Source organism: Streptomyces sp. NPDC090994, assembly GCF_044768905.1.
Taxonomy (GTDB): domain Bacteria; phylum Actinomycetota; class Actinomycetes; order Streptomycetales; family Streptomycetaceae; genus Streptomyces.
The window spans coordinates 402,442-428,346 of the sequence record NZ_JBIVWS010000003.1 but is presented as its reverse complement, the minus strand read 5'-3'; the positions used below and the strand labels follow the sequence as shown (position 1 = coordinate 428,346).

General features: G+C 71.7%; 21 protein-coding genes. 7 read left to right on the top strand and 14 right to left on the bottom strand.

Annotation, left to right across the window (positions count from 1 at the left end; translation table 11 throughout):
• Positions 1 to 9: 9 nt before the first annotated feature.
• Genes tal through pgl form a run of 4 tightly spaced genes read left to right on the top strand, consistent with a single transcriptional unit; the run spans position 10 to position 4,503 of the window.
• Positions 10 to 1,128, top strand: coding sequence for a transaldolase (gene tal / locus ACIQR3_RS09315; RefSeq protein WP_403536376.1), 1,119 nt, complete (start codon positions 10 to 12; stop codon positions 1,126 to 1,128).
• A 5-nt stretch (positions 1,129 to 1,133) separates the two neighbouring features.
• Complete coding sequence (gene zwf, locus ACIQR3_RS09310; protein WP_403536374.1) at positions 1,134 to 2,657, top strand: glucose-6-phosphate dehydrogenase; 1,524 nt, start codon at positions 1,134 to 1,136, stop codon at positions 2,655 to 2,657.
• Positions 2,654 to 3,718, top strand: a complete 1,065-nt coding sequence (opcA, locus tag ACIQR3_RS09305; protein ID WP_403536372.1) for a glucose-6-phosphate dehydrogenase assembly protein OpcA — start codon at positions 2,654 to 2,656, stop codon at positions 3,716 to 3,718. Before zwf ends, opcA begins: the two co-directional genes overlap by 4 nt.
• Positions 3,715 to 4,503: a 6-phosphogluconolactonase gene (gene pgl / locus ACIQR3_RS09300; protein ID WP_403536370.1), complete on the top strand. Its 789-nt coding sequence runs from the start codon at positions 3,715 to 3,717 to the stop codon at positions 4,501 to 4,503. Before opcA ends, pgl begins: the two co-directional genes overlap by 4 nt.
• 66 nt (positions 4,504 to 4,569) lie before the next feature.
• On the opposite strand, the gene pgi is transcribed toward pgl, so the two are convergent.
• The 12 genes from pgi to uvrC form a co-directional block, all read right to left on the bottom strand.
• Positions 4,570 to 6,225, bottom strand: a complete 1,656-nt coding sequence (gene pgi, locus ACIQR3_RS09295; RefSeq protein WP_403536367.1) for a glucose-6-phosphate isomerase — start codon at positions 6,223 to 6,225, stop codon at positions 4,570 to 4,572.
• Positions 6,226 to 6,314: 89 nt separating this feature from the next.
• Complete coding sequence (locus ACIQR3_RS09290) at positions 6,315 to 7,562, bottom strand: MFS transporter (RefSeq protein WP_403536365.1); 1,248 nt, start codon at positions 7,560 to 7,562, stop codon at positions 6,315 to 6,317.
• Between the two features lie 161 nt (positions 7,563 to 7,723).
• Entirely contained in the window at positions 7,724 to 8,059 is a 336-nt protein-coding gene (locus tag ACIQR3_RS09285) for an RNA polymerase-binding protein RbpA (protein ID WP_003957010.1), read from the bottom strand.
• A gap of 234 nt (positions 8,060 to 8,293) precedes the next feature.
• The gene (secG, locus tag ACIQR3_RS09280; protein WP_215172783.1) at positions 8,294 to 8,530 is read right to left on the bottom strand and encodes a preprotein translocase subunit SecG; all 237 of its coding nucleotides are present in this window, start codon (positions 8,528 to 8,530) and stop codon (positions 8,294 to 8,296) included.
• A gap of 96 nt (positions 8,531 to 8,626) precedes the next feature.
• The gene (gene tpiA, locus ACIQR3_RS09275) at positions 8,627 to 9,403 is read right to left on the bottom strand and encodes a triose-phosphate isomerase (protein ID WP_403536362.1); all 777 of its coding nucleotides are present in this window, start codon (positions 9,401 to 9,403) and stop codon (positions 8,627 to 8,629) included.
• Positions 9,404 to 9,409: 6 nt separating this feature from the next.
• Complete coding sequence (locus tag ACIQR3_RS09270; RefSeq protein ID WP_403536359.1) at positions 9,410 to 10,621, bottom strand: phosphoglycerate kinase; 1,212 nt, start codon at positions 10,619 to 10,621, stop codon at positions 9,410 to 9,412.
• Positions 10,622 to 10,752: 131 nt separating this feature from the next.
• A complete protein-coding gene (gap, locus tag ACIQR3_RS09265; protein WP_215172789.1) occupies positions 10,753 to 11,763 on the bottom strand; it encodes a type I glyceraldehyde-3-phosphate dehydrogenase in 1,011 nt (336 codons plus the stop codon).
• 226 nt (positions 11,764 to 11,989) lie between these two features.
• Positions 11,990 to 14,974 carry a M14 family zinc carboxypeptidase gene (locus tag ACIQR3_RS09260; RefSeq protein ID WP_403536355.1) on the bottom strand — a complete coding sequence of 995 codons (2,985 nt, stop codon included), beginning with the start codon at positions 14,972 to 14,974 and terminating at the stop codon, positions 11,990 to 11,992.
• 870 nt (positions 14,975 to 15,844) lie between these two features.
• On the bottom strand, positions 15,845 to 16,834 hold the full coding sequence (whiA, locus tag ACIQR3_RS09255; RefSeq protein WP_403536352.1) for a DNA-binding protein WhiA: 990 nt from the start codon (positions 16,832 to 16,834) through the stop codon (positions 15,845 to 15,847).
• Positions 16,825 to 17,901 carry a uridine diphosphate-N-acetylglucosamine-binding protein YvcK gene (gene yvcK / locus ACIQR3_RS09250; RefSeq protein ID WP_403536350.1) on the bottom strand — a complete coding sequence of 359 codons (1,077 nt, stop codon included), beginning with the start codon at positions 17,899 to 17,901 and terminating at the stop codon, positions 16,825 to 16,827. Before yvcK ends, whiA begins: the two co-directional genes overlap by 10 nt.
• Entirely contained in the window at positions 17,898 to 19,028 is a 1,131-nt protein-coding gene (gene rapZ / locus ACIQR3_RS09245; protein WP_403536347.1) for an RNase adapter RapZ, read from the bottom strand. Before rapZ ends, yvcK begins: the two co-directional genes overlap by 4 nt.
• Positions 19,025 to 21,148, bottom strand: a complete 2,124-nt coding sequence (gene uvrC / locus ACIQR3_RS09240) for an excinuclease ABC subunit UvrC (RefSeq protein WP_403536344.1) — start codon at positions 21,146 to 21,148, stop codon at positions 19,025 to 19,027. Before uvrC ends, rapZ begins: the two co-directional genes overlap by 4 nt.
• A gap of 300 nt (positions 21,149 to 21,448) precedes the next feature.
• Here uvrC and ACIQR3_RS09235 point away from each other — a divergent pair, with 300 nt between their 5' ends.
• A complete protein-coding gene (locus ACIQR3_RS09235; protein ID WP_403536342.1) occupies positions 21,449 to 22,375 on the top strand; it encodes a hypothetical protein in 927 nt (308 codons plus the stop codon).
• Positions 22,376 to 22,419: 44 nt separating this feature from the next.
• Here ACIQR3_RS09235 and ACIQR3_RS09230 read toward each other — a convergent pair whose 3' ends face one another.
• Together ACIQR3_RS09230 and ACIQR3_RS09225 are read right to left on the bottom strand one after the other, a co-directional pair.
• The gene (locus tag ACIQR3_RS09230) at positions 22,420 to 22,935 is read right to left on the bottom strand and encodes a DinB family protein (RefSeq protein ID WP_403536339.1); all 516 of its coding nucleotides are present in this window, start codon (positions 22,933 to 22,935) and stop codon (positions 22,420 to 22,422) included.
• Positions 22,936 to 23,038: 103 nt separating this feature from the next.
• Entirely contained in the window at positions 23,039 to 23,464 is a 426-nt protein-coding gene (locus ACIQR3_RS09225; RefSeq protein WP_403536336.1) for a ubiquinol-cytochrome c reductase iron-sulfur subunit, read from the bottom strand.
• Between the two features lie 440 nt (positions 23,465 to 23,904).
• On the opposite strand from ACIQR3_RS09225, the gene ACIQR3_RS09220 reads away from it, so the two are divergent.
• Both ACIQR3_RS09220 and ACIQR3_RS09215 read left to right on the top strand, forming a co-directional pair.
• Entirely contained in the window at positions 23,905 to 24,951 is a 1,047-nt protein-coding gene (locus ACIQR3_RS09220) for a LacI family DNA-binding transcriptional regulator (RefSeq protein WP_403536333.1), read from the top strand.
• The gene (locus ACIQR3_RS09215; protein ID WP_403536331.1) at positions 24,948 to 25,856 is read left to right on the top strand and encodes a carbohydrate kinase; all 909 of its coding nucleotides are present in this window, start codon (positions 24,948 to 24,950) and stop codon (positions 25,854 to 25,856) included. The genes ACIQR3_RS09220 and ACIQR3_RS09215 overlap by 4 nt, the downstream gene beginning before the upstream one ends.
• The last annotated feature ends 49 nt before the right edge of the window (positions 25,857 to 25,905 follow it).

Here is a 25,905-nt window from a genome sequence, read left to right as displayed (position 1 = left end):
GCATTTTCGATGACAGACGCACTCAAGCGCCTCTCCGATGAAGGCGTCGCGATCTGGCTGGACGACCTGTCGCGCAAGCGGATCACGTCCGGCAACCTCGCCGAGCTGATCGACCAGCAGCACGTCGTGGGCGTCACCACCAACCCGACCATCTTCCAGAAGGCGATCTCCGAGGGCGACGGTTACGACCAGCAGCTCTCCGACCTGGCCGCCCGGAAGGTGACCGTCGAAGAGGCCATCCGCATGATCACGACGGCGGACGTCCGCGACGCCGCCGACATCCTGCGCTCCACCTACGAGGCGACCGGCGGCAAGGACGGCCGGGTCTCCATCGAGGTCGACCCGCGGCTGGCGCACGACACCAAGGCCACGGTGGCCGAGGCCAAGCAGCTGGCCTGGCTGGTGGACCGCCCCAACACGCTGATCAAGATCCCGGCGACCGAGGCCGGCATCCCGGCCATCGCCGAGGTCATCGGCCTGGGCATCAGCGTCAACGTGACGCTGATCTTCTCGCTGGAGCGCTACCGCAAGGTCATGGACGCGTTCCTGACCGGCCTGGAGAAGGCCAAGGAGCGCGGCCTGGACCTGTCCGACATCCACTCGGTCGCGTCCTTCTTCGTCTCCCGCGTGGACACCGAGATCGACAAGCGGATCGACGCGCTGGGCACCGACGAGGCCAAGGCGCTGCGCGGCAAGGCCGCCGTCGCCAACGCCCGGCTGGCCTACCAGGCGTACGAGGAGATCTTCTCCGGCGAGCGCTGGGCGGCCCTGGAGAAGGCCGGCGCCAACAAGCAGCGTCCGCTGTGGGCGTCGACCGGCGTGAAGGACAAGGCGTACAGCGACACGATGTACGTCACCGACCTGGTCGCGCCCAACACGGTGAACACCATGCCGGAGGCGACCCTGTTCGCCACCGAGGACCACGGCCAGATCACCGGCGACACCGTCTCCGGCACCTACGAGCAGGCCCGCGCCGACCTCGACGCGGTCGAGGCGCTCGGCATCTCCTACGACGAGGTCGTCCAGCTCCTGGAGGACGAGGGCGTGGAGAAGTTCGAGGGTTCCTGGAACGACCTGCTCAAGTCGACCGAGGCCGAGCTCCAGCGCCTCGCCCCCTCGGAGGGCTGAGATCCTTGTCGAGCAGCAACCCGCTGCGTGACCCCGCAGACCGACGGCTCCCGCGTATCGCGGGGCCGTCGGGCCTGGTCATCTTCGGCGTCACCGGCGATCTGTCCCGCAAGAAGCTCATGCCCGCCGTCTACGACCTCGCCAACCGGGGTCTGCTGCCGCCGGGCTTCTCGCTCGTCGGCTTCGCCCGCCGCGACTGGGAGCACGAGGACTTCGCCCAGGTCGTGCACGACGCCGTCAAGGAACACTCCCGTACGCCGTTCCGCGAGGAGGTCTGGCAGCAGCTCATCCAGGGGATGCGCTTCGTCCAGGGCACCTTCGACGACGACGCCGCGTTCGAGCGGCTGCGCGGCACCATCGAGGAGCTGGACAAGGCGCAGGGGACGGGCGGCAACTTCGCCTTCTACCTCTCCGTGCCGCCGAAGTCCTTCCCGGTGGTCATCCAGCAGCTGAAGAAGCACGGGCTGGCGGACCAGTCGGGCGGCTCCTGGCGGCGCGCGGTCATCGAGAAGCCCTTCGGGCACGACCTGAAGTCGGCCGAGGAGCTCAACTCCATCGTCCACGAGGTCTTCGCCCCGGACCAGGTCTTCCGCATCGACCACTACCTGGGCAAGGAGACCGTCCAGAACATCCTGGCGCTGCGCTTCGCCAACACGATGTTCGAGCCGATCTGGAACCGGTCCTACGTCGACCACGTCCAGATCACCATGGCCGAGGACATCGGCATCGGCGGCCGGGCCGGCTACTACGACGGCATCGGCGCCGCCCGCGACGTCATCCAGAACCACCTGCTCCAGCTGCTCGCGCTGACCGCGATGGAGGAGCCCGCCTCCTTCGACGCCGACGCGCTGGCCGCGGAGAAGACCAAGGTGCTCGGCGCGGTCCGGCTCCCCAAGGACCTGGGCCGGGACACCGTCCGCGCCCAGTACGCGGCGGGCTGGCAGGGCGGCGCGGCGGCGGTCGGCTACCTGGAGGAAGAGGGCATCGACCCGGCCTCCAAGACCGACACCTACGCCGCGATCAAGGTCGGCATCGACAACCGCCGCTGGGCGGGCGTCCCGTTCTACCTGCGCACCGGCAAGCGTCTGGGTCGCCGGGTCACGGAGATCGCGGTCGTCTTCCAGCGGGCCCCGCACTCCCCCTTCGACTCCACGGCCACCGAGGAACTCGGGTCGAACGCGATCGTCATCCGCGTCCAGCCCGACGAGGGCGTCACCGTCCGCTTCGGCTCCAAGGTGCCGGGCACGTCGATGGAGATCCGGGACGTGTCGATGGACTTCGCCTACGGCGAGTCCTTCACCGAGTCCAGCCCCGAGGCGTACGAACGCCTCATCCTGGACGTCCTCCTGGGCGACGCCAACCTCTTCCCGCGCACGGAGGAGGTCGAGCTGTCCTGGAAGATCCTCGACCCGATCGAGGAGTACTGGGACACCCACGGCACCCCGGCCCAGTACCCGGCGGGTACCTGGGGACCCGTCGAGGCGGACGAGATGCTGGAGCGAGACGGACGGAGCTGGCGCCGGCCATGAAGATCGACCTCACGGACACCACGGCCAGCAAGATCAACAAGGCGTTGGTGCAGGGCCGCCGCGCCATCGGCACCCCGGCCGTCGGCATGGTGCTCACCCTCGTCATCGTCACCGACGAGGAGAACGCCTACGACGCGCTGAAGGCCGCGAGCGACGCCGCGCACGAGCACCCCTCGCGCACGCTCCTGGTCATCAAGCGCGTCTCGCGCTCCCCCCGGGACCGGACCCGCTCCCGGCTGGACGCCGAGGTCCGCCTCGGTGCCGACGCGGGCACCGGCGAGACGGTGGTGCTGCGGCTGTACGGCGACGTCGTCGACCACGCCCAGTCGGTGGTCCTGCCGCTGCTGCTCCCCGACGCCCCCGTCGTGGTGTGGTGGCCGGTCAACGCCCCGCTGGAACCGGCCAAGGACCCGCTCGGCGCCCTGGCCCAGCGCCGGGTCACCGACACCTACGCCTCCGAGGAACCGGTACGGGAGCTGGCCGCCCGCGCCGGCGCCTACGCCCCCGGCGACACCGACCTGTCCTGGACCCGCATCACGCCGTGGCGCTCGATGCTGGCGGCGGCCCTGGACCAGGTCGACTGCCAGGTGCAGGGCGTCGAGGTGGAGGGCGAGGAGTTCAACCCGAGCTGCGAACTGCTCGCCATGTGGCTCGCGGACCGGCTGGACGTGCCGGTCAAGCGGACGCACTCCGCCGGTCCCGGTCTCACCGCCGTCCGGATGGAGACGGACTGCGGTCCGATCGCCCTGGACCGGGCCGACGGCACGCTGGCCCACCTCTCCGTCCAGGGGCAGCCCAACCGCGCGGTGGCGCTCAAGCGCCGGGACACCGCCGAGCTGATCGCGGAGGAACTGCGCCGGCTCGACCCGGACGACACCTACGCCTCGGCGCTGCGCTACGGCGTGGAGCGGCTGCACGAGAAGGCGGCCACAGCGGGTGCCGCCGGTGGCAAAGGAGGGGAGGCCGTCGCGGTCCCCACTCCCGTCGAGGACGCCGCCAAGGCACCTGCGAAAGACGCGGCGCAGAGGAAGGCGCCGGTGAGGAAGGGGGCGGCGAAGTGAGCACGCACACTCCGCAGCTGGTCGTGCACCGCGACAAGGAACTGATGGCCCAGGCCGCCGCGGCCCGGCTGATCACCCGCGTCGTGGACGCCCAGGCCTCCCGGGGCTACGCCTCCGTGGTCCTCACCGGCGGCCGCAACGGCAACGGCCTGCTGGCCGCCCTGGCGGGCTCCCCCGCCCGGGACGCCATCGACTGGGGCCGGCTGGACCTGTGGTGGGGCGACGAGCGCTTCCTGCCGGAGGGCGACCCGGAGCGCAATGTCACGCAGGCCCGCGAGGCCCTGCTGGACTCGGTGCCGCTGGACCCGAAGCGGGTGCACGCGATGCCGGCCTCCGACGGTCAGTACGGCCCCGACGTGGACGCCGCCGCGGCGGCGTACGCGGAGGAGCTGGCCCAGGCCGCCGGTCCGGAGAACCACGCCCCCGTGCCGACCTTCGACGTCCTGCTCCTCGGCGTCGGCCCGGACACGCACGTCGCCTCGCTCTTCCCGGAGCTGCCGGCGGTGCGCGAGACCGAGCGCACGGTGGTCGGCGTCCACGGCGCCCCCAAGCCGCCGCCGACCCGGGTGTCCCTGACCCTCCCGGCGATCCGGGCCGCCCGCGAGGTGTGGCTGCTGGCGGCCGGCGAGGACAAGGCGCAGGCCGCGGCGATCGCCCTGTCCGGCGCGGGCGAGATCCAGGCCCCGGCGGCGGGGGCCCGGGGCCGGGCCCGCACCCTGTGGCTGCTGGACTCGGCGGCCGCTTCCCAGCTGCCGCGTTCGCTGTACCCGCCGGCCTCGGCGTAGCCGGCCTCCGGCACACGGGCCCCCGCCGCCTCCGGGCGCGCGGGGGCCCGCGCTTCTCTCCGGCGCTTACTGCCGTCCGCGCAGTTCCCGGTAGGCGCCGACCAGCGCCTTGGTCGAAGCGTCCAGCCCCGGCACCGCCACCCCCTCGGTGAGGGCGGGTTCGACGCGCTTGGCGAGGACCTTGCCGAGTTCGACGCCCCACTGGTCGAAGGAGTCGATGTTCCACACGGCGCCCTGGACGAACACCTTGTGCTCGTAGAGGGCGATGAGCTGGCCGAGGACGGACGGCGTCAGCTCACGCGCGAGGATGGTGGTGGTGGGGTGGTTCCCCTGGAACGTCCTGTGCGCGACCAGTTCCTCCGCGACGCCCTCCGCCCGGACCTCGTCGGGGGTCTTGCCGAAGGCGAGGGCCTGGGTCTGGGCGAAGAAGTTGGCCATCAGCAGGTCGTGCTGGGCCTTCAGCCGGCCGTCGAGTTCGGCGACCGGGCGGGCGAAGCCGATGAAGTCCGCCGGGATCAGCTTGGTGCCCTGGTGGATCAGCTGGTAGTAGGCGTGCTGCCCGTTGGTGCCGGGCGTGCCCCACACCACCGGACCCGTCTGCCAGGTGACGGGGCGTCCGTCGCGGCTGACGGACTTGCCGTTGGACTCCATGTCCAGCTGCTGGAGGTAGGCGGTGAACTTGGACAGGTAGTGGGAGTACGGCAGCACCGCGTGCGACTGGGCGTCGTGGAAGTTTCCGTACCAGACGCCCAGCAGCCCCAGCAGCAACGGCACGTTGGACTCGGCGGGCGCGGTGCGGAAGTGCTCGTCGACGATCCGGAAGCCGTCGAGCATCTCCCGGAACCGGTCCGGGCCGATGGCGATCATCAGGGAGAGCCCGATCGCCGAGTCGTACGAGTAGCGTCCGCCGACCCAGTCCCAGAACTCGAACATGTTGGCCGTGTCGATACCGAACTCGGCGACCTTCTCGCCGTTGGTCGACAGGGCGACGAAGTGCTTGGCCACGGCCGACTCGTCCCCGCCGAGCGCGTCCAGCAGCCAGGCGCGGGCGGAGGTGGCGTTGGTGATCGTCTCGATCGTGGTGAACGTCTTCGAGGCGATGATGAACAGCGTCTCGGCCGGGTCCAGGTCGCGGATCGCCTCGTGCAGGTCCGCGCCGTCCACGTTGGAGACGAAACGCACCGTCAGCTCGCGGTCGGTGAACGCGCGCAGCACCTCGTAGGCCATCGCCGGGCCGAGGTCGGAGCCGCCGATGCCGACGTTGACCACGGTGCGGATGCGCTTGCCGGTGTGGCCGGTCCACTCGCCGGACCGCACCCGGCCGGCGAAGCCGGCCATCTTGTCCAGCACCGCGTGCACGCCCGGCACGACGTTCTCCCCGTCGACCAGGATCGTCGCGTCCGAGGGGGCGCGCAGCGCGGTGTGCAGCACCGCGCGGTCCTCGGTGACGTTGATCTTCTCGCCGCGGAACATGGCGTCCCGCAGGCCGAAGACGTCGGTGGCGGCGGCCAGCTCGCGCAGCAGCCGCAGCGTCTCGTCGGTGATCAGGTGCTTGGAGTAGTCGACGTACAGATCACCCACCCGGAGGGTGTACCCGGTGCCGCGTCCGGGGTCTGTGGCGAACAGCTCCCGCAGGTGCGTCTCGCCCAGCTCCTCGCGGTGCTTGGCCAGTGCGGTCCACTCGGGTGTCTGGTTGAGCCTGGTACGGCCGTCTGCGTTCATTTCGGACTTCCGCCTTCTTTCCTGCCAGTCCCTGCTGCGTATGCCTGCCGCGTGTCCTGCCACGCCCTTGCCCCGCTGCCGGTCCCAACCTAATTGATCAGGGGTTGACCTGACCTGTCGTCGGCATGGAGCCCGGGTATCAGCGCGGCGACGGACAGGACGAAGCAGGCGGCGGCGAGCAGCGCCGGGGTGTTCGCGCCCCAGGCGGCGGCGACGGCTCCGCCCAGGAGCGCGCCCACCGGTGCCCCTGCCACGCCCAGGGTCCGGAAGGCCGCGCTGACCCGGCCCAGCATCCCGGCGGGGCTGCGTCGCTGCATCAGCGTCTGTGAACTGACGTTCCACACCATGCCCATGAACCCGAACACGGCCAGCGCCGCCGCCAGCACGGGCAGGCTGCGCACCGTGCCCATCACGAGGAGCGCCCCGGTCTGCACGGTCCCGGCGAGGAGCATCCCGCGCGCGTACCCCGTACGGGTGACCAGGCGGCGATGGACCGCTCCCCCGGCCAGCGAGCCGACGGTGTACGCGGTGATCACCGCCGCGTACCCGGTCGTGCCCGCGTCGAGCCGGCCGGTGACCAGCAGGACGAGGGTCGCGATGAGGGCGCCCATGCCGATGTTGCACAGGGCGGTGGCGGCGCACAGCCCGCGCAGCAGCCGGTCCCGGGCCAGGGCACGCAGCCCCTCGGCGATCTCCCGGCGCAGGGTGCTGCCGGCCGCTCCGGACTCCCGCTGCCGGGGCACGGCCGGCCGCAGCGAGGCCACCAGCGCGGCGGCGGCCAGGAAGGTGGCGGCGTCGACCGCGAAGGGGGCGGCGGCACCCACCGTGAGCAGCAGCGCGACGACCGGCCCGCCCAGCAGTCCGCCGGCGATGCGCTGTCCGGTCAGCAGGCGGGCGTTGGCGCTGCCCAGTTCGTCGGGGCCCACCAGGGTGGGCAGCAGGGCCGTGGCCGCGTTGTCGAAGAGGGTCTGGAGCGTGGTCAGGGCGAAGGCCAGGGCGATGAGCAGCGCGATGGAGCCGTGGCCGAGGCCCACGGCCACCGCGAAGCCCGCGACCGCCAGTCCGCGTACCGCGTCGACGGCCCACATGGCGCGCCGCTGGTCCACCCGGTCGGCGACCGCGCCGCCGAGCAACCCGAAGACCAGCCAGGGCAGATAGCCGCAGGCGGTGACCGAGGCGATGAGCAGGGGATCGTCGGTCAGCGACACGGCCAGCAGGGGCAGCGCGGCCGTGCGCAGCGCGTCGCCGAAGGAGGAGAGCACCGCCGCGCTCCACAGCCGCCCGAACCCTCCGCGCCACGCGGGCGCGCACTCGTCCGCCGCCTCGACCGTCGCCATGCCCGTCCCCCACGATTCGTCCGATGCACCGGATGCACCAGATGCACCGGATGCACAAACCGTAGACGGCACCACTGACAACGGACCGCGAGCGGCGGCTGCGCCGAGGCGTGGAGCGGACCCGGCCGGGCACCTCGTGGGTGCCCGGCCGGTGTCGACTCCTAGATCTCGCCCCGCAGTTTGGCGAGCGCCTCGGCGAGGATCGCCTCGCCGTCGGCATCGCTGCGGCGTTCGCGTACGTACGCCAGGTGGGTCTTGTACGGCTCGGTGCGCGGTGGGTCCGGCGGGTTGTCCCGGTCCTGTCCGGCGGGGAAGCCACAGCGAGGGCAGTCCCACGTGTCGGGCACCTGCGCGTCGCTGGCGAAGCTCGGCTGTGTCTCGTGCCCGTTGGAGCACCAGAAGGAGATGCGCAGACGCGGCGCGGACTCGCCGCGCTCGGCCTCGCCCATCGGCCCCGCTCCGACCCGGCTTCCCCGGATCGCGTTGCCACTTGCCACGGTCGTAACTCCCTGCGTGATGGTGCCGCAAAGCGAGTCGGCGTTTCGCTTCGCTGCGAGCGCCTCAGTCTACGTAAGGCCCAACGCGCGTCCAGTGAGGGGAGTTACCGGCCCCACACCAAGACGCAAGCCCATCAAGACGCACGCCCCATGATAGGCCGCGCTCAGGAGCGCGTACCGAACATGGGGCGTTACGTGAAGAACTGCGACGTGTGTGCCGCGGGTGCGTCCGGGTCAGGTGTTCGCCTTCATCAGGAGGGCGAGGACGATGATGCACGCGAACCAGAGCAGACCGACCACCACGGTGATCCGGTCGAGGTTGCGCTCGGCGACCGAGGAGCCGCCGACGGACGACTGCATGCCACCGCCGAACATGTCGGAGAGGCCGCCGCCCTTCCCCTTGTGCATCAGCACCAGCAGCATCAGCAACAGGCTGAAGACGATCAGGGCGATCGAGAACCCCAGAACCACGGCTGGACCAACTTCCTCGGATTCGGATGGACGACAGGGGCACAGCCACCGGGCTGTGCCCCCGCAAGGGTACGACGGATCCCGTCTACCAGGAACTCACTGGTCGCGGAAGCGGACGATCTTGACGAACTCGTCGGCGTCCAGCGAGGCCCCGCCGACCAGGGCGCCGTCGATGTCGGCCTGCGCCATGATCTCGGCGACGTTGCCCGACTTGACCGAGCCGCCGTACTGGATGCGGACCTGGTCGGCCAGCTCCCGCGAGTACAGCTCGGCGAGCTTGGCGCGGATCGCCGCGCAGACCTCCTGCGCGTCCTCGGCGCCGCAGACCTTGCCGGTGCCGATGGCCCACACCGGCTCGTAGGCGATCACGACGGACTCGGCCTGCTCGGCCGGGAGGTCCTTGAGACCGCCCTCGACCTGGGCGAGGGTGTGGGCGACGTGGTCGCCCGCCTCGCGGACCTCCAGTTCCTCGCCGACGCACAGGATCGGGGTCAGGCCGTGCTTGTAGGCGGCCTTGACCTTGGCGTTCACCTGCTCGTCGGTCTCGGCGTGGTACTGCCGCCGCTCGCTGTGGCCGATCGCGACGTACGTGCACTTCAGCTTGGCGAGCATCGGGCCGGAGATCTCGCCGGTGTAGGCACCGCCGTCGTGCGCCGAGATGTCCTGGGCGCCGTACTTGATCTTGAGCTTGTCCCCGTCGACCAGGGTCTGCACCGAGCGCAGGTCGGTGAAGGGCGGCAGGACGGCGACCTCGACGGCCTCGTAGTCCTTGTCCGCGAGGGCGAAGGCGAGCTTCTGGACGTGGGCGATGGCCTCCAGGTGGTTGAGGTTCATCTTCCAGTTGCCCGCCATCAGCGGCGTGCGAGTGGTCATGCGGGGTCAGTCCTCCAGTGCGGCGAGACCGGGGAGCGTCTTGCCCTCGAGGTATTCGAGGGAGGCGCCGCCGCCGGTCGAGATGTGGCCGAATGCCTTTTCGTCGAAGCCGAGCGTGCGGACGGCCGCGGCGGAGTCGCCGCCGCCGACCACGGAGAAGCCCGGGGCGTCGACGAGGGCCTGGGCGACCGCCTTGGTGCCCTCGGCGTAGTCGGGGTGCTCGAAGACGCCCATGGGGCCGTTCCAGAAGACGGTGGCCGCGTCGGCGAGCTTCGAGGCGTACAGCTTGCGGGTCTCGGGACCGATGTCCAGGCCCTCCTGGTCGGCGGGGATGGCGTCCGCGGCGACGGTGGAGGGGTTGGCCGGGGCCTTGGTCTTGAGGTCCGGGAACTCGGTCGACACCAGCACGTCGACGGGGAGCACCAGCTCCACGCCGTTCTTCTCGGCGCGCTCGATGTACTCCTGGACGGCCGGGATCTGGTCCTCCTGGAGGAGGGAGATGCCGACCTCGTACCCCTTGGCCTTGAGGAAGGTGTACGCCATGCCGCCGCCGATGAGCAGCCGGTCGGCCTTGCCGAGCAGTTGGTCGATGACGGCGAGCTTGTCGGAGACCTTGGCGCCGCCGAGCGCGACCACGTAGGGACGCTGGACGTCGTCCGTGAGCTTCTTCAGGACGCCGACCTCGGTGGCGATGAGGTACCCGGCGTAGTGCGGGAGCTTCTTCGGCAGGTCGAAGACGGAGGCGTGCTTGCGGTGCACGGCGCCGAAGCCGTCACCGACGTACACGTCCGCGAGGCCCGCGAGCCTGTCCGCGAAGGCGGCGCGCTCGGCGTCGTCCTTGCTGGTCTCGCCGGCGTTGAAGCGCAGGTTCTCGATGACGGCGACCTGCCCGTCGGTGAGGCCGGAGACGACGGCCTCGGCCGCGGTGCCGACGGTGTCCTCGGCGAAGGCCACGTCGGCGCCGAGCAGCTCACCGAGGCGGGCGGCGGCGGGGGCGAGGGAGAAGGCGGGGTCCGGGGCGCCCTTGGGGCGGCCCAGGTGCGAGGCGACGATCACGCGCGCGCCCGCCTCCGCCAGGGCCTTGACGGTGGGCAGCACGGCGCGGATGCGGCCGTCGTCGGTGATGGTGGTGCCGTCCAGCGGCACGTTCAGGTCGGCGCGGACGAAGACGCGCTTGCCCGCGACGCCTTCGGAGAGCAGTTCGTCGATCGTCTTCATACAGCAACTCCTGGGGCTGGTGATCGCTCGTGATCCTACGAGGGCCGGTCGTACCGGACGCGCGTCAGGGCCCGGACGGCGCGCACACCGTCCGAGCCCTGCCGGCGCATCGAGAATGCCTGCTCAGTGGGTCAGAGCTGGTTGCCGACGAAGACCGTGAGGTCGACGAGGCGGTTGGAGTAGCCCCACTCGTTGTCGTACCAGCCGAGGATCTTCACCGTGTTGCCTTCCTGGACCATGGTCAGGGAGGCGTCGAAGGTGCAGGACGACGGGTCGCTGACGATGTCCGAGGAGACGATCTCGTCCTCGGTGTAGGTCAGGTAGCCCTTGAGGTCGCCGTCGTCGGCGGCCTTCTTGAACGCGGCGTTGACCTCGTCCTTGGTGACCTCGCGCTGGAGCGTGACGACCAGGTCGGTGGCCGAGCCGGTCGGGACCGGGACGCGCATGGCGATGCCGTCCAGCTTGCCCTTGAGCTGCGGCAGGACCAGGGCAGTGGCCTTGGCGGCACCGGTGGTGGTCGGGATGATGTTCTCGGCGGCGGCACGGGCGCGGCGCAGGTCCTTGTGCGGGAAGTCGAGGATGCGCTGGTCGTTCGTGTACGCGTGCACCGTCGTCATCAGGCCCTTGACGATGCCGAAGTTCTCGTCGAGGACCTTGGCCATCGGCGCCACACAGTTGGTGGTGCAGGAGGCGTTGGAGATGACGTGGTGGTTCGCCGGGTCGTACTTGTCCTGGTTGACGCCCATCACGATGGTGATGTCCTCGTCCTTGGCCGGAGCCGAGATGAGGACCTTCTTGGCGCCACCGGCGATGTGCTTCTCGGCGTCGGCCTTCTTGGTGAAGATGCCGGTCGACTCGATGACGATGTCGACGCCCAGCTCGCCCCACGGGATGTCGGCGGGGTTGCGCTCGGCCAGCACCTTGATCGTTTTGCCGTCGACGGTGATGGTGTCCGCCGTGTGCGACACCTCGGCCTTGAGGCGTCCGAGGATGGTGTCGTACTTCAGCAGGTGGGCGGTGGTCGCGGTGTCACCCAGGTCGTTGACAGCCACGATCTCGATGTCTGCACCCTGCTCCAGCAGCGCGCGGAAGTAGTTACGACCGATGCGGCCAAAGCCGTTGATGCCTACGCGGATCGTCACGAACCGATCTCCTCGTTGGTACGTCGGCGGCTCGACGCCGACGAGCTGTATGGGATGTCCCCGACCGCCTCCGACCCTACCTCTCCGACGGCCCCGGGGTGACATCGAGAGGGCCGTCGACGGCATGGCGTTCCGTACCCGCCGGTACGGGTACGCAACGCCATGTGAGCGGGTGACTGATCACCTGATTTCGCGACAAGGCGTCAGCCCCTCGCCGACCGGTTCGTCACTCGTCCAGGGCACTCAGTGCCGTGCCGAGCAGCGCCGTCCGGCCGGCTGCCGAGGTGAGGTGTTCCAGGCCGAAGCCGAGCAGCACGGTGTCGTCCGTGGTGACGGCTCCGTAGGTCCGGAACAGGGTTCCGGTACGGGTCCAGTCGCGCGACGCGGCCGGGCTGCCCTCGGGCGGTCCGGGTACCCGCCAGACGCCGAGCGACGCCTCGAATCCCTCGGTCCCGGCCGCCGTGCCGTCCACGACCAGGGACGCCTCGTCGGCCAGGACGCCCCGGCCGCCGGTGCCGGGGTCGGTGACGTAGCTGATCGACACCTCGACGCTCTTCCCGGCGTACGCGCTCAGGTCGAAGGAGACCTGCCGCCAGCCGCCGGAGGAGCCGGTGAGGGCGTTCCAGGACCCGGTGGTGCCGGTCGCGGCGCAGCCGTCGTCGGTGAGGGTCAGGTAGTGCTCCAGCCAGGGGTGCTCGGCCAGGTAGTAGCCGGCCGAGCAGTCCGCCGGTACGGCGGTGCCGGTGGCGCCGCCCGCCTCCGGGAGCGTCGTCCAGTCGTCGCCGCCCGCCGTGCGGGCCTCGATCAGCACGTTGTCGTAGCCGTCCTCGGTGTCCCACAGCAGCTGGGTGCGCAGCGTGGGCGCCTGGGCGGCGGTGGTGCCGGTGAGGTCGACGGTGCGGGTGAGGCGCTTGTAGGCGTCGTCGGTGTGGACGGCCGCGGCCATCCAGTCGCCCGCGTAGGGCCCGTACGGGTTGGCCGTCCCGGCGAACTGTCCCGCGCCCTCGCTCGCGAACTGCGGGTACGTCCCGACGGGCAGCTGGTCCGAGGTCACGCTGTAGGTGCCGGCCCGGTCCAGCGGGTTGCCGGGCGCGGCGCCGAGCGGGCCGCCGGTGCCGTCGAGCGCGCCGGAGCCGGTGAAGGCGGCGGCCCCGGAGGTGGCGGTGCGGGTGTAGGCGCCCAGGTAGTACTGGCTGAAGTCGTCCGACAGGTTGCCGCCGCCGAGGTCGACGCTGCCGCCGGCCTCTTCGCCCGCCTCGATCAGTTTGCCGCCCTCGTTGAGGAAGGCGCGCAGCTGGAGCTGGGTGGCGTTGCCGGGGGTGGCAGCGCCGGTGTGGTGGACGACGGTGTCGAAGTGGGAGAGAACGCCGAGCGCGTCGGGCGCGCCCTGCGCCGCGACGTCCCATACGGCGGCCCGGTGGCCGTTGGCCTTGAGCGCGTCCACGTACGTCTGTGCCTGGGTGGCCCGGGCGCCCTCCTCGGCGACGACCAGGACGTCGGCGCGGGGCCGTTCGGCGATCGTGTAGGTGAAGGGCTCGCTGGTCACCCGCTTGCCCCGCTCGCTCCTGCCGGTGAACCAGACCTCGACCTCGTCGCCGGGTGCGCCGTCCTTCACCCCGGCGCGGTACTCGTCGAAGTAGAGGTTGTCCTCGCCGCCGTAGGTCTCGCCGCCCTTCCAGGGCCGCAGCGCGGTGTCATGGACGCGGCCGCCGTTGACGCGGTACTTCAGCTCCTTGGCGCGCACGGACTTGCGGGCGACGACCGCGACCTCCTGGCCGGTGCCGCGGGAGTAGGAGGTGGTGAACGCCTTCGGGGTGAAGTCCGCGGCCCGCAGGCCGACCGCCGAGGACGGCCGGTCGGGGTGGGAGGCGGTCTCGGCGACGGAGAGCGCGAAGGGGACGTTCTTCTCGAACTCCTGCTGGATCAGCGTCTCGTCGTCCGGAAAGTTGAAGACCGACTGGCAGTCGCCCGCGTTCCACTCGTCGTCGGGGTCGGCGTCCGAGACCGTCTGACAGGTCGACATCTCGGGGGTGAACATCGCCATGCCGTTGACGTTGGCGGCGTGTCCGTCCGCCTCGCCGTTGGTGGTGTACAGCTCCGAGGAGACCTGGGGCCGGTAGCCGGGGATCGCGGAGTCGCCGGGCGTGCCGGCGAGGGCCCGGTAGAGGACGTCGTCAGGACTGTCGGTGGCGACCTGCCAGCCGACGCCGTAGAGGAGGAGTTCGGCGGCGGAGTGGTAGTTGATGCCGTACGTGAAGCCGATCCGCTTCTCGAAGGCGTCCAGGGCCTGGGTCTCGGGCTCGGAGTTCGGCCCGGCGCCGCGGTAGGTCTGGCTGGTGGGGTTGGGGGACGAGCCCTCGTCGTCGTAGCCCCACTTGTAGGCGAAGTTGCGGTTGAGGTCGACGCCGTCACCGGTGCTGATGGCGCCGTCGCCGTTGACGTCGCGCAGGTTCTTGCGCCACAGGCGGTTGTCGGTGCTCTCGAAGGTGTAGTCGTAGCCGTCGGGGTTGGCCGAGAGCAGGAACCACAGTTCGGTGGAGTCGACGATCTTCTTGACGCGCCGGTCGGTCTTGTAGTTGTCCAGGTAGTGGTGCATCAGCCGCCGGGTCATCTCCGGGGTGATCCACTCGCGGGCGTGCTGGTTGGAGGCGTACAGGACGGACGGCCTGGAGCCGTCCTTCGTCTGTCCGGCGGCCTTGGTGAGCTTCAGGGCGAGGATGTCCTGGCCCTTGACGGTCTTGCCGATGGAGACGACCTTGGTGAGGCCGGGGTTCTCCTGGGCGGTGCGGAGGATCTCCTCCTTCAGCCCCCCGCTGCCGCTGTACGGGCGGAAGACCCCGTCGGCAGCGGCCTCGGTGCGCTGTGCGGCGCGGGCGGAGAGGGTGTGTTCGGTGAGGTCGACGCCCTGTTCGTCCAGCTTTCGGGCCTGCTGGTCGGTGAGGTAGAGCTCGACGGAGGCCGTGCCCTTGCCGGGTACCTGCTCGCCGAGTTCATGGGCGTCCTGGCCGGCGGCCAGCAGGAGCGGTACCTGTCGCTGGGTCACCTCGGCGCGGAAGACCTTCACTTCCTGCGGGTCCGGGGCCGGGGCCGCCGCTGGCGGCTGCGCCTGGGCCACGGGTGCGAAGCCGGCCGCGCCGATCAGGAGTGTGCCGACGGCGAGGATCGATCTCGCTCTGTGCCGTGCGGGTCGTCCGGGTTGTCCCTGTCTCATGAACCCCCCTAGCGGTGGTTCGCCACAGCGGCGAACAGGTTGCCAGGCTCATGACACTCCATGATCGAGTCAAGAGCACCGTCACGACACGCGGACGCCGGTGCGGACCACTCAAGTGGCGGCCGGCAGCGGCCGGGGGCGTCCCGTTCGGGCCCGGCGGTTACGGCGGAGGGGGCCTCTCTCCGGGGCGGGCGGTCACGGCAGACGGGGGCGTCCCTCCGGGCCAGGCGGTCACGGCGGACGGGGGGCACCTCTCCGGACCGGGCGGTCACGGCGCAGGGGGCATCTCTCCGGACCAGGCGGTCACGGCAGACGGGGGGCGTCCCTCCGGACCAGGCGGTCACGGCGCAGGGGGCGGCATCTCTCCGGACCGGGCGGTCACGGCAGACGGGGGGCGTCCCTCCGGACCAGGCGGCCACGGCAGACGGGAGGCGTCCCTCCGGGCCAGGCGGTCACGGCGGTTTCGGCGCTTCCGGTCAGGGCCCGCGGCTGCCGGGGAGCGACCTCCGGTTCCGGCGGTTTCGGCACTTCGGCCGGGGCGTGGCCGGGGGCGGCGACGCGGCCTGCCGACGGACCTCCGGCGACCGGCGATGGCGAGGTGGCCTGCGCCGACGAACCTCCGGCGACCGGGGCGGCGGGCCTGCGCCAAACGAGCCTCCACTGACCGGGGGGGCGGCGACGTGGCCTGCCGACCGGCCCACGGTGACCGTAGGCGGCGGCGCGGCCTGCGCCGACGGACCTCCGGCGACCGCGAGGGGCGGCTGCGCGGCCTGCCGACCGGCCCCAGGCGGCCGGGGCTCGCTCCGTCGGCTGTGGTAGGCGTCGGCTGCTCCCGGTCGCCTCGCGCCGGCCTGGTGACACGGCGTCCGGTCAGCCCGCGAAATTGTCCGCGAGGTCCTCGGAGAGGTTGGCCTCCGTGCCCGGAATGCCGAGGTCGGCGGCCCGCTTGTCGGCCATGGCCAGCAGCCGGCGGATGCGGCCCGCGACCGCGTCCTTGGTCAGCGGCGGGTCGGCGAGCGCGCCCAGCTCCTCCAGGGACGCCTGCTTGTGCTCCATCCGCAGCCGGCCGGCGGCCGCGAGGTGCTCGGGGACGTCGTCGGCGAGGATTTCCAGCGCACGCTGGACCCGCGCGCCGGCGGCGACGGCCGCGCGGGCGGAGCGGCGCAGGTTGGCGTCGTCGAAGTTGGCCAGCCGGTTGGCGGTGGCCCGGACTTCGCGGCGCATCCGGCGCTCCTCCCAGGCCAGCACCGAGTCGTGCGCGCCGAGCCGGGTGAGCAGGGCGCCGATCGCGTCGCCGTCGCGGACGACGACCCGGTCCACGCCGCGCACCTCGCGGGCCTTGGCGGCGATCGACAGGCGGCGGGCGGCACCGACCAGGGCGAGCGCGGCCTCGGGGCCGGGGCAGGTCACCTCCAGGGAGGAGGAGCGGCCGGGCTCGGTGAGCGAACCGTGCGCCAGGAACGCCCCGCGCCAGGCGGCCTCCGCGTCGCAGGTGGCCCCCGAGACCACCTGCGGGGGCAGGCCGCGGATGGGGCGGCCCCTGCCGTCGACCAGTCCGGTCTGCCGGGCCAGCTGGTCACCGCCCGCGACGACCCGGACGACGTAGCGCGAGCCGCGGCGCAGTCCGCCCGGGGCCATCACGATCAGTTCCGAACTGTGGCCGAAGATCTCCAGGATGTCCCGCTTGAGCCGCCGGGCCGCCGCCGAGGTGTCCAGCTCCGCCTCGATCACGATGCGCCCGCTCACCAGGTGAAGGCCGCCGGCGAACCGCAGAATGGCGGAGACCTCCGCCTTCCTGCAGCAGGTCCGGGTGACGGGGAGCCGCGCAATCTCGTCCTTCACCGCTGCCGTCATCGCCATGGGCCGATCCTTCCATGCATCCGAAAAATACGGTCGTACGCGGCGGCCAGCAGCTCCGGGTCGTGCCTCGGGGTTCCGTCGGTCCGGGCGACCGGAGCCAGCTCGACCGCGGCGCCGAACCGTTTCGCGGCTTCGGTGAGCGAGTCACGGTCGGGCACGGCGGCCTCGTCGGCCAGCACCACGTCCAGGGCGAGTTTAGGGGCGTGTCGTCCCAAAACCTCCAAATGACGCTGCGGGGAGAACCCCTCGGTTTCTCCGGGCTGCGGAGCGAGGTTCAACGAGAGGACCCGGCGGGCCTTGGTCTCGGTGAGCGCGTCCAGCAGATCGGGCACCAGCAGGTGCGGGATGACCGAGGAGAACCAGGACCCGGGACCGAGCACCACCCAGTCGGCGTCGAGGACCGCGTCGACCGCCTCGGGGACCGCGGGCGGATCGGCCGGCACCAGGTGCACCGACTGCACCTCGCCGGGCGTGAGCGCCACGGTCGCCTGTCCCCGGACGGTGTCCACGTCCTCGGGCCGGTCCGGGTCGTGGCCCTTGACCAGGGCCTGGAGCTCCAGCGGCACGGCGGACATGGGCAGCACCCGCCCGTGCGCGCCGAGCAGCTTGCCGACCAGGTCCAGGGCCATGACGTGGTCGCCGAGCTGCTCCCACAGGGCGACGATCAGCAGGTTGCCGACCGCGTGTTCGTGCAGGTCGCCCTTGGACTGGAAGCGGTGCTGGATGACCCGGGCCCAGGTCTGACCCCAGTCGTCGTCGCCACACAACGCGGCCAGCGCCTTGCGCAGGTCGCCGGGCGGCAGCACGCCCAGCTCGTCGCGGAGCCGGCCGCTGGAGCCGCCGTCGTCGGCGACCGTGACGACGGCGGTGAGGGCGCCGGTGATCCGGCGCAGCGCGGCGAGCGAGGCGGACAGGCCCATGCCGCCGCCGAGGGCGACGACCTTGGGCTGGGCGCCCCGGCGGCGCGGCTTGCCGCCCCGGGCCTCGGCGGGGCGGCTGCCGCGTCCCTCGGGCACCGCCCGGCCCAGTCTGCCCAGCCTGCTCAGCCGCGGAGTACGTCCTGTCATTCCCGTCCCATGTCCCGGTGTACGACCACCGTCTCCACGCCCTCGGCCGCGAGCCGGGCGGCGAGCTTCTCCGACATGGCGACGGAACGGTGCTTGCCGCCGGTGCAGCCGACGGCGATGGTCACGTAGCGCTTGCCCTCACGACGGTAGCCCGCGGCCACCAGCTGGAGGAGTTCGGCGTAGCGGTCCAGGAACTCCTTGGCTCCCGGCTGGTTGAGCACGTACGACGACACCTCCTCGTTCAGACCGGTGAAGGGGCGCAGTTCCGGGACCCAGTGAGGGTTGGGCAGGAACCGCATGTCCACCACCAGGTCGGCGTCGACCGGCAGGCCGTACTTGAAGCCGAAGGACATGACGGTGGCCCGCAGCTCGGGCTCCTCCTCGCCGGCGAACTGGGCGTCCATCTTGGCCCGCAGCTCGTGCACGTTGAGGCTGGAGGTGTCGATCACCAGGTCGGCGTCGCCGCGCAGCTCGCGCAGCAGCTCCCGCTCGGCGGCGATGCCGTCGACGATGCGCCCGTCTCCCTGGAGGGGGTGCGGGCGGCGCACCGACTCGAAGCGGCGGACCAGGGCGTCGTCGGAGGACTCCAGGAAGACGATGCGCCGGGTGACGCCCCGGGCGTCGAGGTCGGCCAGCGATTCGCGCAGGTTGTCGAAGAAGCGGCGTCCGCGGACGTCGACGACGACCGCGATCCGGGCCACGTTGCCCTGGGAGCGGGCGCCCAGCTCGACCATGGTGGGGATCAGCGCGGGCGGCAGGTTGTCGACGACGAACCAGCCGAGGTCCTCGAGACACTTGGCGGCCGTCGACCGGCCGGCCCCGGACATGCCGGAGATGATCACCAACTCGGGGATGGCCGCCTCGGGGACTCCCGTCGGCTCGCTGCCCGTACTCACCTGTGCTCCGTCTTCCTGGCGTGCGTCTTGCTCGTGATCCTCACCCTGCTCGCGAGGCTCGTGATGGTCTTCCTGCTCGAGGCGTTCCTGTCGTTCGAGGTGTTCTTGTCGTTCGAGGCGTTCTTCCCGTTCGAAGCGTCCGGGGTCCTCGGGGTGATCATCGCCCGTCTTCTTGTGCGCGGCCTGGCTCTCCGCTGGGTTTTCCGCCTGACGTGCTTCCCGCTCGGTCATCTCTCCTGCCCCCGTCGTTCGTCCGCGGGGCCCGCGATCACGGGCTCCCCCGGGGTGTCCGCCGTCGTCTCGGACAGCCCGGCCGTCTCGTCTGCGTCATCCATGATCTCTCCGGTCGCCGTGTTCACGGCGGGTGCGGCCGGGGCCGCGACGGCGAGCGCCGCCGCGACGGTCTCGGCCGTCTTGCGGCCTATGCCGGGTACTTCGCAGATCTGGTCGACGGTCGCCGACCGCAGCTTCTTCAGCGAACCGAAGTGCTTGACCAGTGCCTGTTTACGGGTCTCACCCAGACCCGGCACGTCGTCCAGGGGGCTGGCACGGAAACGCTTGGCGCGCTTGGTGCGCTGGTAGGTGATCGCGAAGCGGTGGGCCTCGTCGCGGACCCGCTGGAGCAGGTACAGGCCCTCACTGGTACGGGGCAGGATCACCGGGTCGTCCTCACCGGGCACCCAGACCTCCTCCAGCCGCTTGGCGAGACCGCACACCGCGATGTCGTCGATGCCCAGCTCGTCGAGGGCCCGCTGGGCCGCGGCGACCTGGGGCTGCCCGCCGTCGACGACGACGAGCTGCGGCGGGTAGGCGAAGCGCTTGGGGCGGCCGTCCTCGTCCTTCAGGTCCTGACCGGCCCGGACCGCCTCCCCGTCCGGCAGGGTCTCGTCGGCGGCCGGCTCCTCGACCCACTCGCCGGTCTTCTCCTTCGCCGCGAGGTAGCGCCGGAAACGGCGGGTGATCACCTCGTGCATGGAACGGACGTCGTCCTGTCCCTGGCCGTGCCACAGCTGTGTCTCTCCGGCGCGGCCCTTGATCTGGAAGCGGCGGTATTCGCTCTTGCGGGCGAGCCCGTCCTCGAAGACGACCATGGAGGCCACGACGTCGTCGCCCTGGAGGTGCGAGATGTCGTAGCACTCGATGCGCAAGGGGGCGCTGTCCAGGCCGAGCGCCTCGGCGATCTCCTCCAGCGCACGCGAGCGTGTGGTCAGGTCGGAGGCGCGCTTGGTCTTGTGCAGGACCAGTGACTGCTGGGCGTTGCGCTGCACCGTCTCCATCAGGGCCTTCTTGTCGCCACGCTGCGGGATGCGCAGCGACACGCCCGAGCCGCGGCGGTCGGTGAGCCACTGCTGGACGGGCTCCACCGGGTCGGGCAGGGCCGGGACCAGGACCTCCCTGGGGACGGCGTCGCCCTTCTCCTCGCCGTAGAGCTGCTGGAGGGCGTGCTCGACGAGGGCGCCGGTGGTGATCTCCTCGACCTTGTCGGTCACCCAGCCGCGCTGGCCGCGTACGCGTCCGCCGCGCACGTGGAAGATCTGGACGGCCGCCTCCAGCTCGTCCTCGGCGACGGCGATCAGGTCGGCGTCGGTCGCGTCGGCGAGCACGACCGCGCTCTTCTCCATGGCCTTCTTCAGGGCGCCGATGTCGTCGCGCAGGCGGGCCGCCCGCTCGTACTCCATCTCCTCGGCGGCGTCGGCCATCTGCCGCTCCAGGCGCCGCAGGTAGGTGCCCGTGCGCCCGGCCATGAAGTCGCAGAACTCCTCGGCGAGCTCCCGGTGGTCCTCGGCGGAGATCCGCTCCACACAGGGCGCCGAGCATTTGCCGATGTAGCCGAGCAGGCAGGGGCGGCCGGTGCGGGCGGCGTTCTTGAAGACGCCGGCCGAGCAGGTGCGTACCGGGAAGACGCGCAGCAGGAGGTCGACCGTGTCGCGGATCGCCCAGGCGTGTCCGTACGGGCCGAAGTAGCGCACGCCCTTCTTCTTGTGGCCGCGCATCACCTGGACCCGGGGGAACTCCTCGTTCATCGTCACCGCGAGGTAGGGGTAGCTCTTGTCGTCGCGGTACTTGACGTTGAACCGGGGGTCGTACTCCTTGATCCAGGAGTACTCCAGCTGGAGCGCCTCGACCTCCGTGGACACCACCGTCCACTCCACGGACGCGGCCGTGGTGACCATGGAGCGGGTGCGGGGGTGCAGGTTCGCCAGGTCCTGGAAGTAGTTGGCCAGGCGCTGGCGCAGGCTTTTCGCCTTTCCGACGTAGATCACCCTGCGGTGCTCGTCACGGAACCTGTACACCCCGGGCGAGTCCGGGATCTGTCCCGGACTGGGGCGGTAGCTGGAGGGGTCGGCCATGACTCACACCCTACTGGCGAGGGCCGACAGACCGTCCGGCCTGTGGATAACGTGCCGGGCGCCGGCCGGCCGCGCCGGGCCCCGCCGTGAGGGGGGCGGTGCCGCGGTCCCCGTGCCGGAAGAGGGCCGTCCGGCCGGAAGTGTTGTCGGGACTTGGTCAACACGCTTCAATGCGGGGGAACTCGGGGGCCCTGGCACGCGGCACAGGGGACGGGGCCCGCGCCGTGCCGGGGCGGTCCCGGCCGATGCGCGCCCGGGCGGCCGAGCGGCCGGGGCGTACCGTCACAGAGAGGTTTCCGCATGCCGCACGCCACCCAGCACTCGGACGCCGCCACCGCGGAGCTCGACTCCGCCCTGCGCGGCGGCCCCTTCCACCTCGCGCTGCGGACCGCGATCGCCGCCCGCGGGCTGCCGCTCCAGCGGGTGCAGCACCATCTGTCGCGGCACGGGGTGAAGGTCGGTGTCACCAGCCTGAGCTACTGGCAGCAGGGCGCGCGGCGTCCGCAGCGCCCGGAGTCGCTGCGGGCCGTGCGGGCGCTGGAGGAGATCCTGCGGCTGCCCGCGGAGTCGTTGCTCAGGCTGCTCGCCGAGAGCGACGGACCCCTGCCCGCGCGGCGGGCCTGCGCGAGGGACTCCGGTGTGCTCGGCCGGCTGCTGGCCGAACTGGACCAGCCGCCGGACGACGGGCTGGACCCCCTCGGGCACCACGAGCGGGTACGGATCGGGCCCCACCGCGAGCTGGCGGGACGCGAGGACCAGCACATAGTCCGCGCCCTGCGGGACGGCGTCGACCGCTTCGTGGCCGTCCACCAGGGTGATCCGGGGTGCGCGCCGGAACGGATGACCGTCCACGCGCTGGAGAACTGCCGCGCGGGACGCGTCCGCAGGCACCACGACTCTGGTGTGCTGGTGGCCGAGCTGCTCTTCGACACCCGGCTGCGGGCCGGTGACACCTGTCTCTTCCGGTACGCCGTCGAGGACGGCACGGCGGAGCCGTCCCACGAGTACGCACGGTTGTTCGACATCGCGGGCGGACAGTACGCCCTCCAGGTGCGGTTCGACGCAGCAGCCCTCCCGGCCCGCTGCCACCGCTTCACCAGGCCGTCGCCGACGGGCCCGCGCGGCGCACGGCGGGACCTCTTCCTCGGCGACCGGCACCACTCGGTGCATCTGGTGGAACCGCGGGTGCGGCCCGGGGTGGTGGGCATCGGGTGGGACTGGACGTGAGCGGCCCGGGCCGGTCCCTGCCGGCTCCCCGCTGAAACGATCAGTCAGTCGCCGGTCCGTCCGTCGAGGAGTTCGCGCACGATGTCGATGTGCCCGTTGTGCCGCGACGTCTCCTCTATCAGGTGGAGCATGATCCAACGGAGGTCCACGTGACGGCCGTCCCGGATCGGACGCCGCGCCCGCTCGCTCAGGTCGTGCCCGGCCAGCAGGTCACGGTAGCGGGCGCTCTGCTCCTCGTACTCGGCGAGCAGCCGGGGCAACGGGACGTCGACCGCCGTCCGCATCTCGGGATCGGGGTCGTCGGCGGTCGCCTCCGCGAACGGACCCGAGAGTTCCTCTCCCAGGAACACCACGTGGACCCAGTAGTGCTCGACCCAGCGCAGATGGCTGATCAGCCCGCACAGGGTCATCAGCGGCGACCCCGGTAGCGGGGCCCTGCGGGCGTCTTCGGCGGACACGTCCTCGCACTTGGCCCGCGCCGTGTCACGGGCGTAGTCCAGGAACGTGGCCAGCTGCGTGCGCTCGTCCCAGGCGGGAGGCGTGTCTGTTCGTCGGGTCACCGTGCGGAGCCTGCCGTGACCCGTGCGGGCGTGTCGAGCGATTAATCAGAGGACGTCCGTCGGACAACGGACGTGAGGCAACGGACGTGAGGCAACGGACGTGTCAGACGCCGGGTCCCGCCACGATCCTGCCGGCACGGGCCTCGACCGGCAGTTCCTCCAGGGGGACGGTGGCCGGAGCGTGCAGCACCTCGCCGGTGCGCGGGTCGAACGCGCTGCCGTGGCAAGGGCAGACGAGCCGCTCCTCCTCAAGGCGGTCGATGGCACACCCCGCGTGTGTGCAGACCGTGCTGTACGCCGTGAGGGAACCGTCCTCGGACCGGCCGACCACCACGTTGTGGTCCCGGTACAGCTTGACGCCGCCCCGGGCCACCTCTCCCTCGGCACCGAGATCGACGGGCGCGGTCGGCGCCGCCGCGACGCCGCTCTCGCCGCCCGGCCCGCATGCGGTCGCGCCCAGTCCGGTGACGGACACGGCGGCCACCGAGCACAGGACGGTACGACGGCTCGGGACGGGGCGGCCGGACATGGGTGTATCTCCCCTGCTCAGGTCTGGAACGGGCATGCCGACGATACCGAGCGCGCCGACGCGCGTTGAGTTCAGGGCGGGGTGGGACCGAGGCGGGGAGGGGTTGGGTGGGGTTGGGCGGGGTGCGGTCAGGGTTCGGGTCAGGGCGGGGTGAGGTGCGGGCGAGGCTGGTGGCGCGGCGGGTCTGCACGATGCACGTGGGCGGTGACGCAAGCGGTGGCGCGAGCGGTGGCGCGAGCAAAGACGTAAGCGATGACGTAAGCGATTACGCAAGCGTTTACGTCCGTGAGCCGGATGCGATACCGTCCGCCCAGCCCCGCAGCGGGCGCCGGGACAGCCGGGCGACCGGGGAAGGCCCAGAGGCCCGGACGGAGCGAGACAGAGCGAGGCGGGGCGGGCCAGGCGGGCGAAGGCCGAGAGGCCTGGGAGGGAGCGGGTCGATGGCGACGATGGCCGACGTGGCGCGGAGCGCCGGTGTCTCGGTCGCGACCGTCTCGCACGTCCTGAACGACACCCGGCCGGTACTGCCCCGTACCCGTCAGGCAGTCCTGGACGCGATCGAGGAGCTGGGGTACGCCCCGAACGCCCTGGCGCGGTCGCTGGTCACCGCGCGCACCCGTTCCCTCGGGCTCGCGGTCTCCGCGATCAGCAATCCCTACTTCACCGAGATCCTCCAGGGGGTCGAGGCGGCCGCCGTGCGGCAGGGCTACGGCCTGCTCATCGCCGACCCGCGCGACGACCCCGGACACGAGCTCAAGGTCGTCCGGCTCCTGCACGAACGGCGCGTGGACGGCGTGATCGTCGCCCCCTCGGCCGACCCGGGCGCCCTCGTCGCCTACCTCGGCAGGCACCGGGTGCCGACGGTGTTCCTCGACCGGGTCGTCGACGTCCCGGCGGACGCCTCGCCGCGCTTCGACCAGGTCTGCGCCGGCGGCGCGGAACCGACGGCCCGCCTGGTCCGGCACCTCGCCGAACTCGGCCACCGGCGGATCGCCCTGGTGGCCGGCCGGCCCGGCTTCAGCACCACGCGCGAGCGGGCCGCCGGGTACCGCGACGGCCTGCGGGCGGCGGGCCTGCCCTACGACGCACGGCTGCTGACGCACGGCGACTCCGAGTCGGCCGGCGCCGAACGGGCCACCGGCAACCTGCTCGCCCTGCCCGCGCCACCCTCCGCGCTGATCACCGCCAACAACGCGATGACCATCGGCGCGCTGCGCGCCCTGCGCACCCGTGGCCTGTCCGTGCCCGGTGACATCGCGCTGTGCTGCTTCGACGACTTCGCCTGGGCGGATTTGTTCACCCCCCGGCTCACCGCCGTCGCGCAACCCGGCAGAGAGCTGGGCACGCATGCCGTCCGACTGCTCCTGGAACGCCTGGCGGACCCGGACCTGCCCGCCAGGACCGTACGACTGACCTGCTCTCTCATGCACCGCACCTCGTGCGGGTGCCCCGACCCATCCGAGGCTACGGAAAGGACCGCACCGTGATCGTCGTGGCCGGTGAGGCACTGATCGACCTGGTACCGCAGGCAACGGGCGCGCTGGCCGCCCTCACGCCGGCACTCGGCGGCGGCCCGTACAACACCGCCGTGGCCCTGGGCCGCCTCGGCTCCCCCGTCGCCTTCTGCTCCCGGGTGTCGCACGACGCCTTCGGCGAGGCACTGCTGGACCGGCTCCGGCAGACGGGGGTGGACGTCTCCCCGGTCCAGCGCGGGACCGAGCCGACGACACTCGCCGTCGCCACGGTCGGCGCGGACGGATCGGCCGCGTACTCCTTCTACGTGGAGGGCACGGCGGACCGGCTGTTCCATACGCCCGCCGAGCTGCCGTCCGAAACCCGGGCGGTCTCCTTCGGTACCTGTTCGCTGGTGCTGGAGCCGGGGGCGAGCGCGTACGAGGAGCTGATGCGGGAGTCCGCCGCGCGGGGCCTGTTCACGGCCCTGGACCCGAACATCCGGGCGGGGCTCATCGCCGACCCGGACGGGTACCGGGCCCGGTTCAAGAGCTGGCTGCCCTCGGTGTCACTGCTGAAGCTGTCCGCGGAGGACGCCGAGTGGCTGGGCGGCACGCCCCGGGAGTGGCTGGCCTCGGGCCCGGCGGCGGTCGTGGTCACCCTGGGCGGTGACGGGCTGACCGTTTTCACCCGCGACGGGAGCGTGTACGCGGTGCCGGGTGAGCAGGTCGACGTCGTCGACACCATCGGCGCGGGCGACACGGTGAACGCCGCGCTGCTGCACGGGCTCGCGGCCCGCGACGCGCTCACCCACGAGGCCCTGGCCTCACTGGGAGCCGACGGCTGGACGGACCTCCTCGGCTTCGCGGCCCGCGCGGCGGCGGTCACCTGCTCGCGCGCGGGCGCGGAACCGCCGTACGCACACGAAGTGGTGGCCTGACGCACGTTTCAGCCGGTCTCCCTCAACGCCCACAGGGCGCTCGACCGGC

Bases quoted from the DNA above. Each gene is read 5' to 3' on its own strand.
- yvcK (WP_403536350.1), bottom strand. From the start codon at position 17,901: ATGACAGGACGTACTCCGCGGCTGAGCAGGCTGGGCAGACTGGGCCGG.
- ACIQR3_RS09270 (WP_403536359.1), bottom strand. From the start codon at position 10,621: ATGAAGACGATCGACGAACTGCTCTCCGAAGGCGTCGCGGGCAAGCGC.
- uvrC (WP_403536344.1), bottom strand. From the start codon at position 21,148: ATGGCCGACCCCTCCAGCTACCGCCCCAGTCCGGGACAGATCCCGGAC.
- whiA (WP_403536352.1), bottom strand. From the start codon at position 16,834: ATGGCGATGACGGCAGCGGTGAAGGACGAGATTGCGCGGCTCCCCGTC.
- pgi (WP_403536367.1), bottom strand. From the start codon at position 6,225: ATGAACGCAGACGGCCGTACCAGGCTCAACCAGACACCCGAGTGGACC.
- ACIQR3_RS09260 (WP_403536355.1), bottom strand. From the start codon at position 14,974: ATGAGACAGGGACAACCCGGACGACCCGCACGGCACAGAGCGAGATCG.
- tal (WP_403536376.1), top strand. From the start codon at position 10: ATGACAGACGCACTCAAGCGCCTCTCCGATGAAGGCGTCGCGATCTGG.
- ACIQR3_RS09225 (WP_403536336.1), bottom strand. From the start codon at position 23,464: ATGTCCGGCCGCCCCGTCCCGAGCCGTCGTACCGTCCTGTGCTCGGTG.
- ACIQR3_RS09220 (WP_403536333.1), top strand. From the start codon at position 23,905: ATGGCGACGATGGCCGACGTGGCGCGGAGCGCCGGTGTCTCGGTCGCG.
- ACIQR3_RS09235 (WP_403536342.1), top strand. From the start codon at position 21,449: ATGCCGCACGCCACCCAGCACTCGGACGCCGCCACCGCGGAGCTCGAC.
- opcA (WP_403536372.1), top strand. From the start codon at position 2,654: ATGAAGATCGACCTCACGGACACCACGGCCAGCAAGATCAACAAGGCG.
- rapZ (WP_403536347.1), bottom strand. From the start codon at position 19,028: ATGACCGAGCGGGAAGCACGTCAGGCGGAAAACCCAGCGGAGAGCCAG.
- tpiA (WP_403536362.1), bottom strand. From the start codon at position 9,403: ATGACCACTCGCACGCCGCTGATGGCGGGCAACTGGAAGATGAACCTC.
- ACIQR3_RS09290 (WP_403536365.1), bottom strand. From the start codon at position 7,562: ATGGCGACGGTCGAGGCGGCGGACGAGTGCGCGCCCGCGTGGCGCGGA.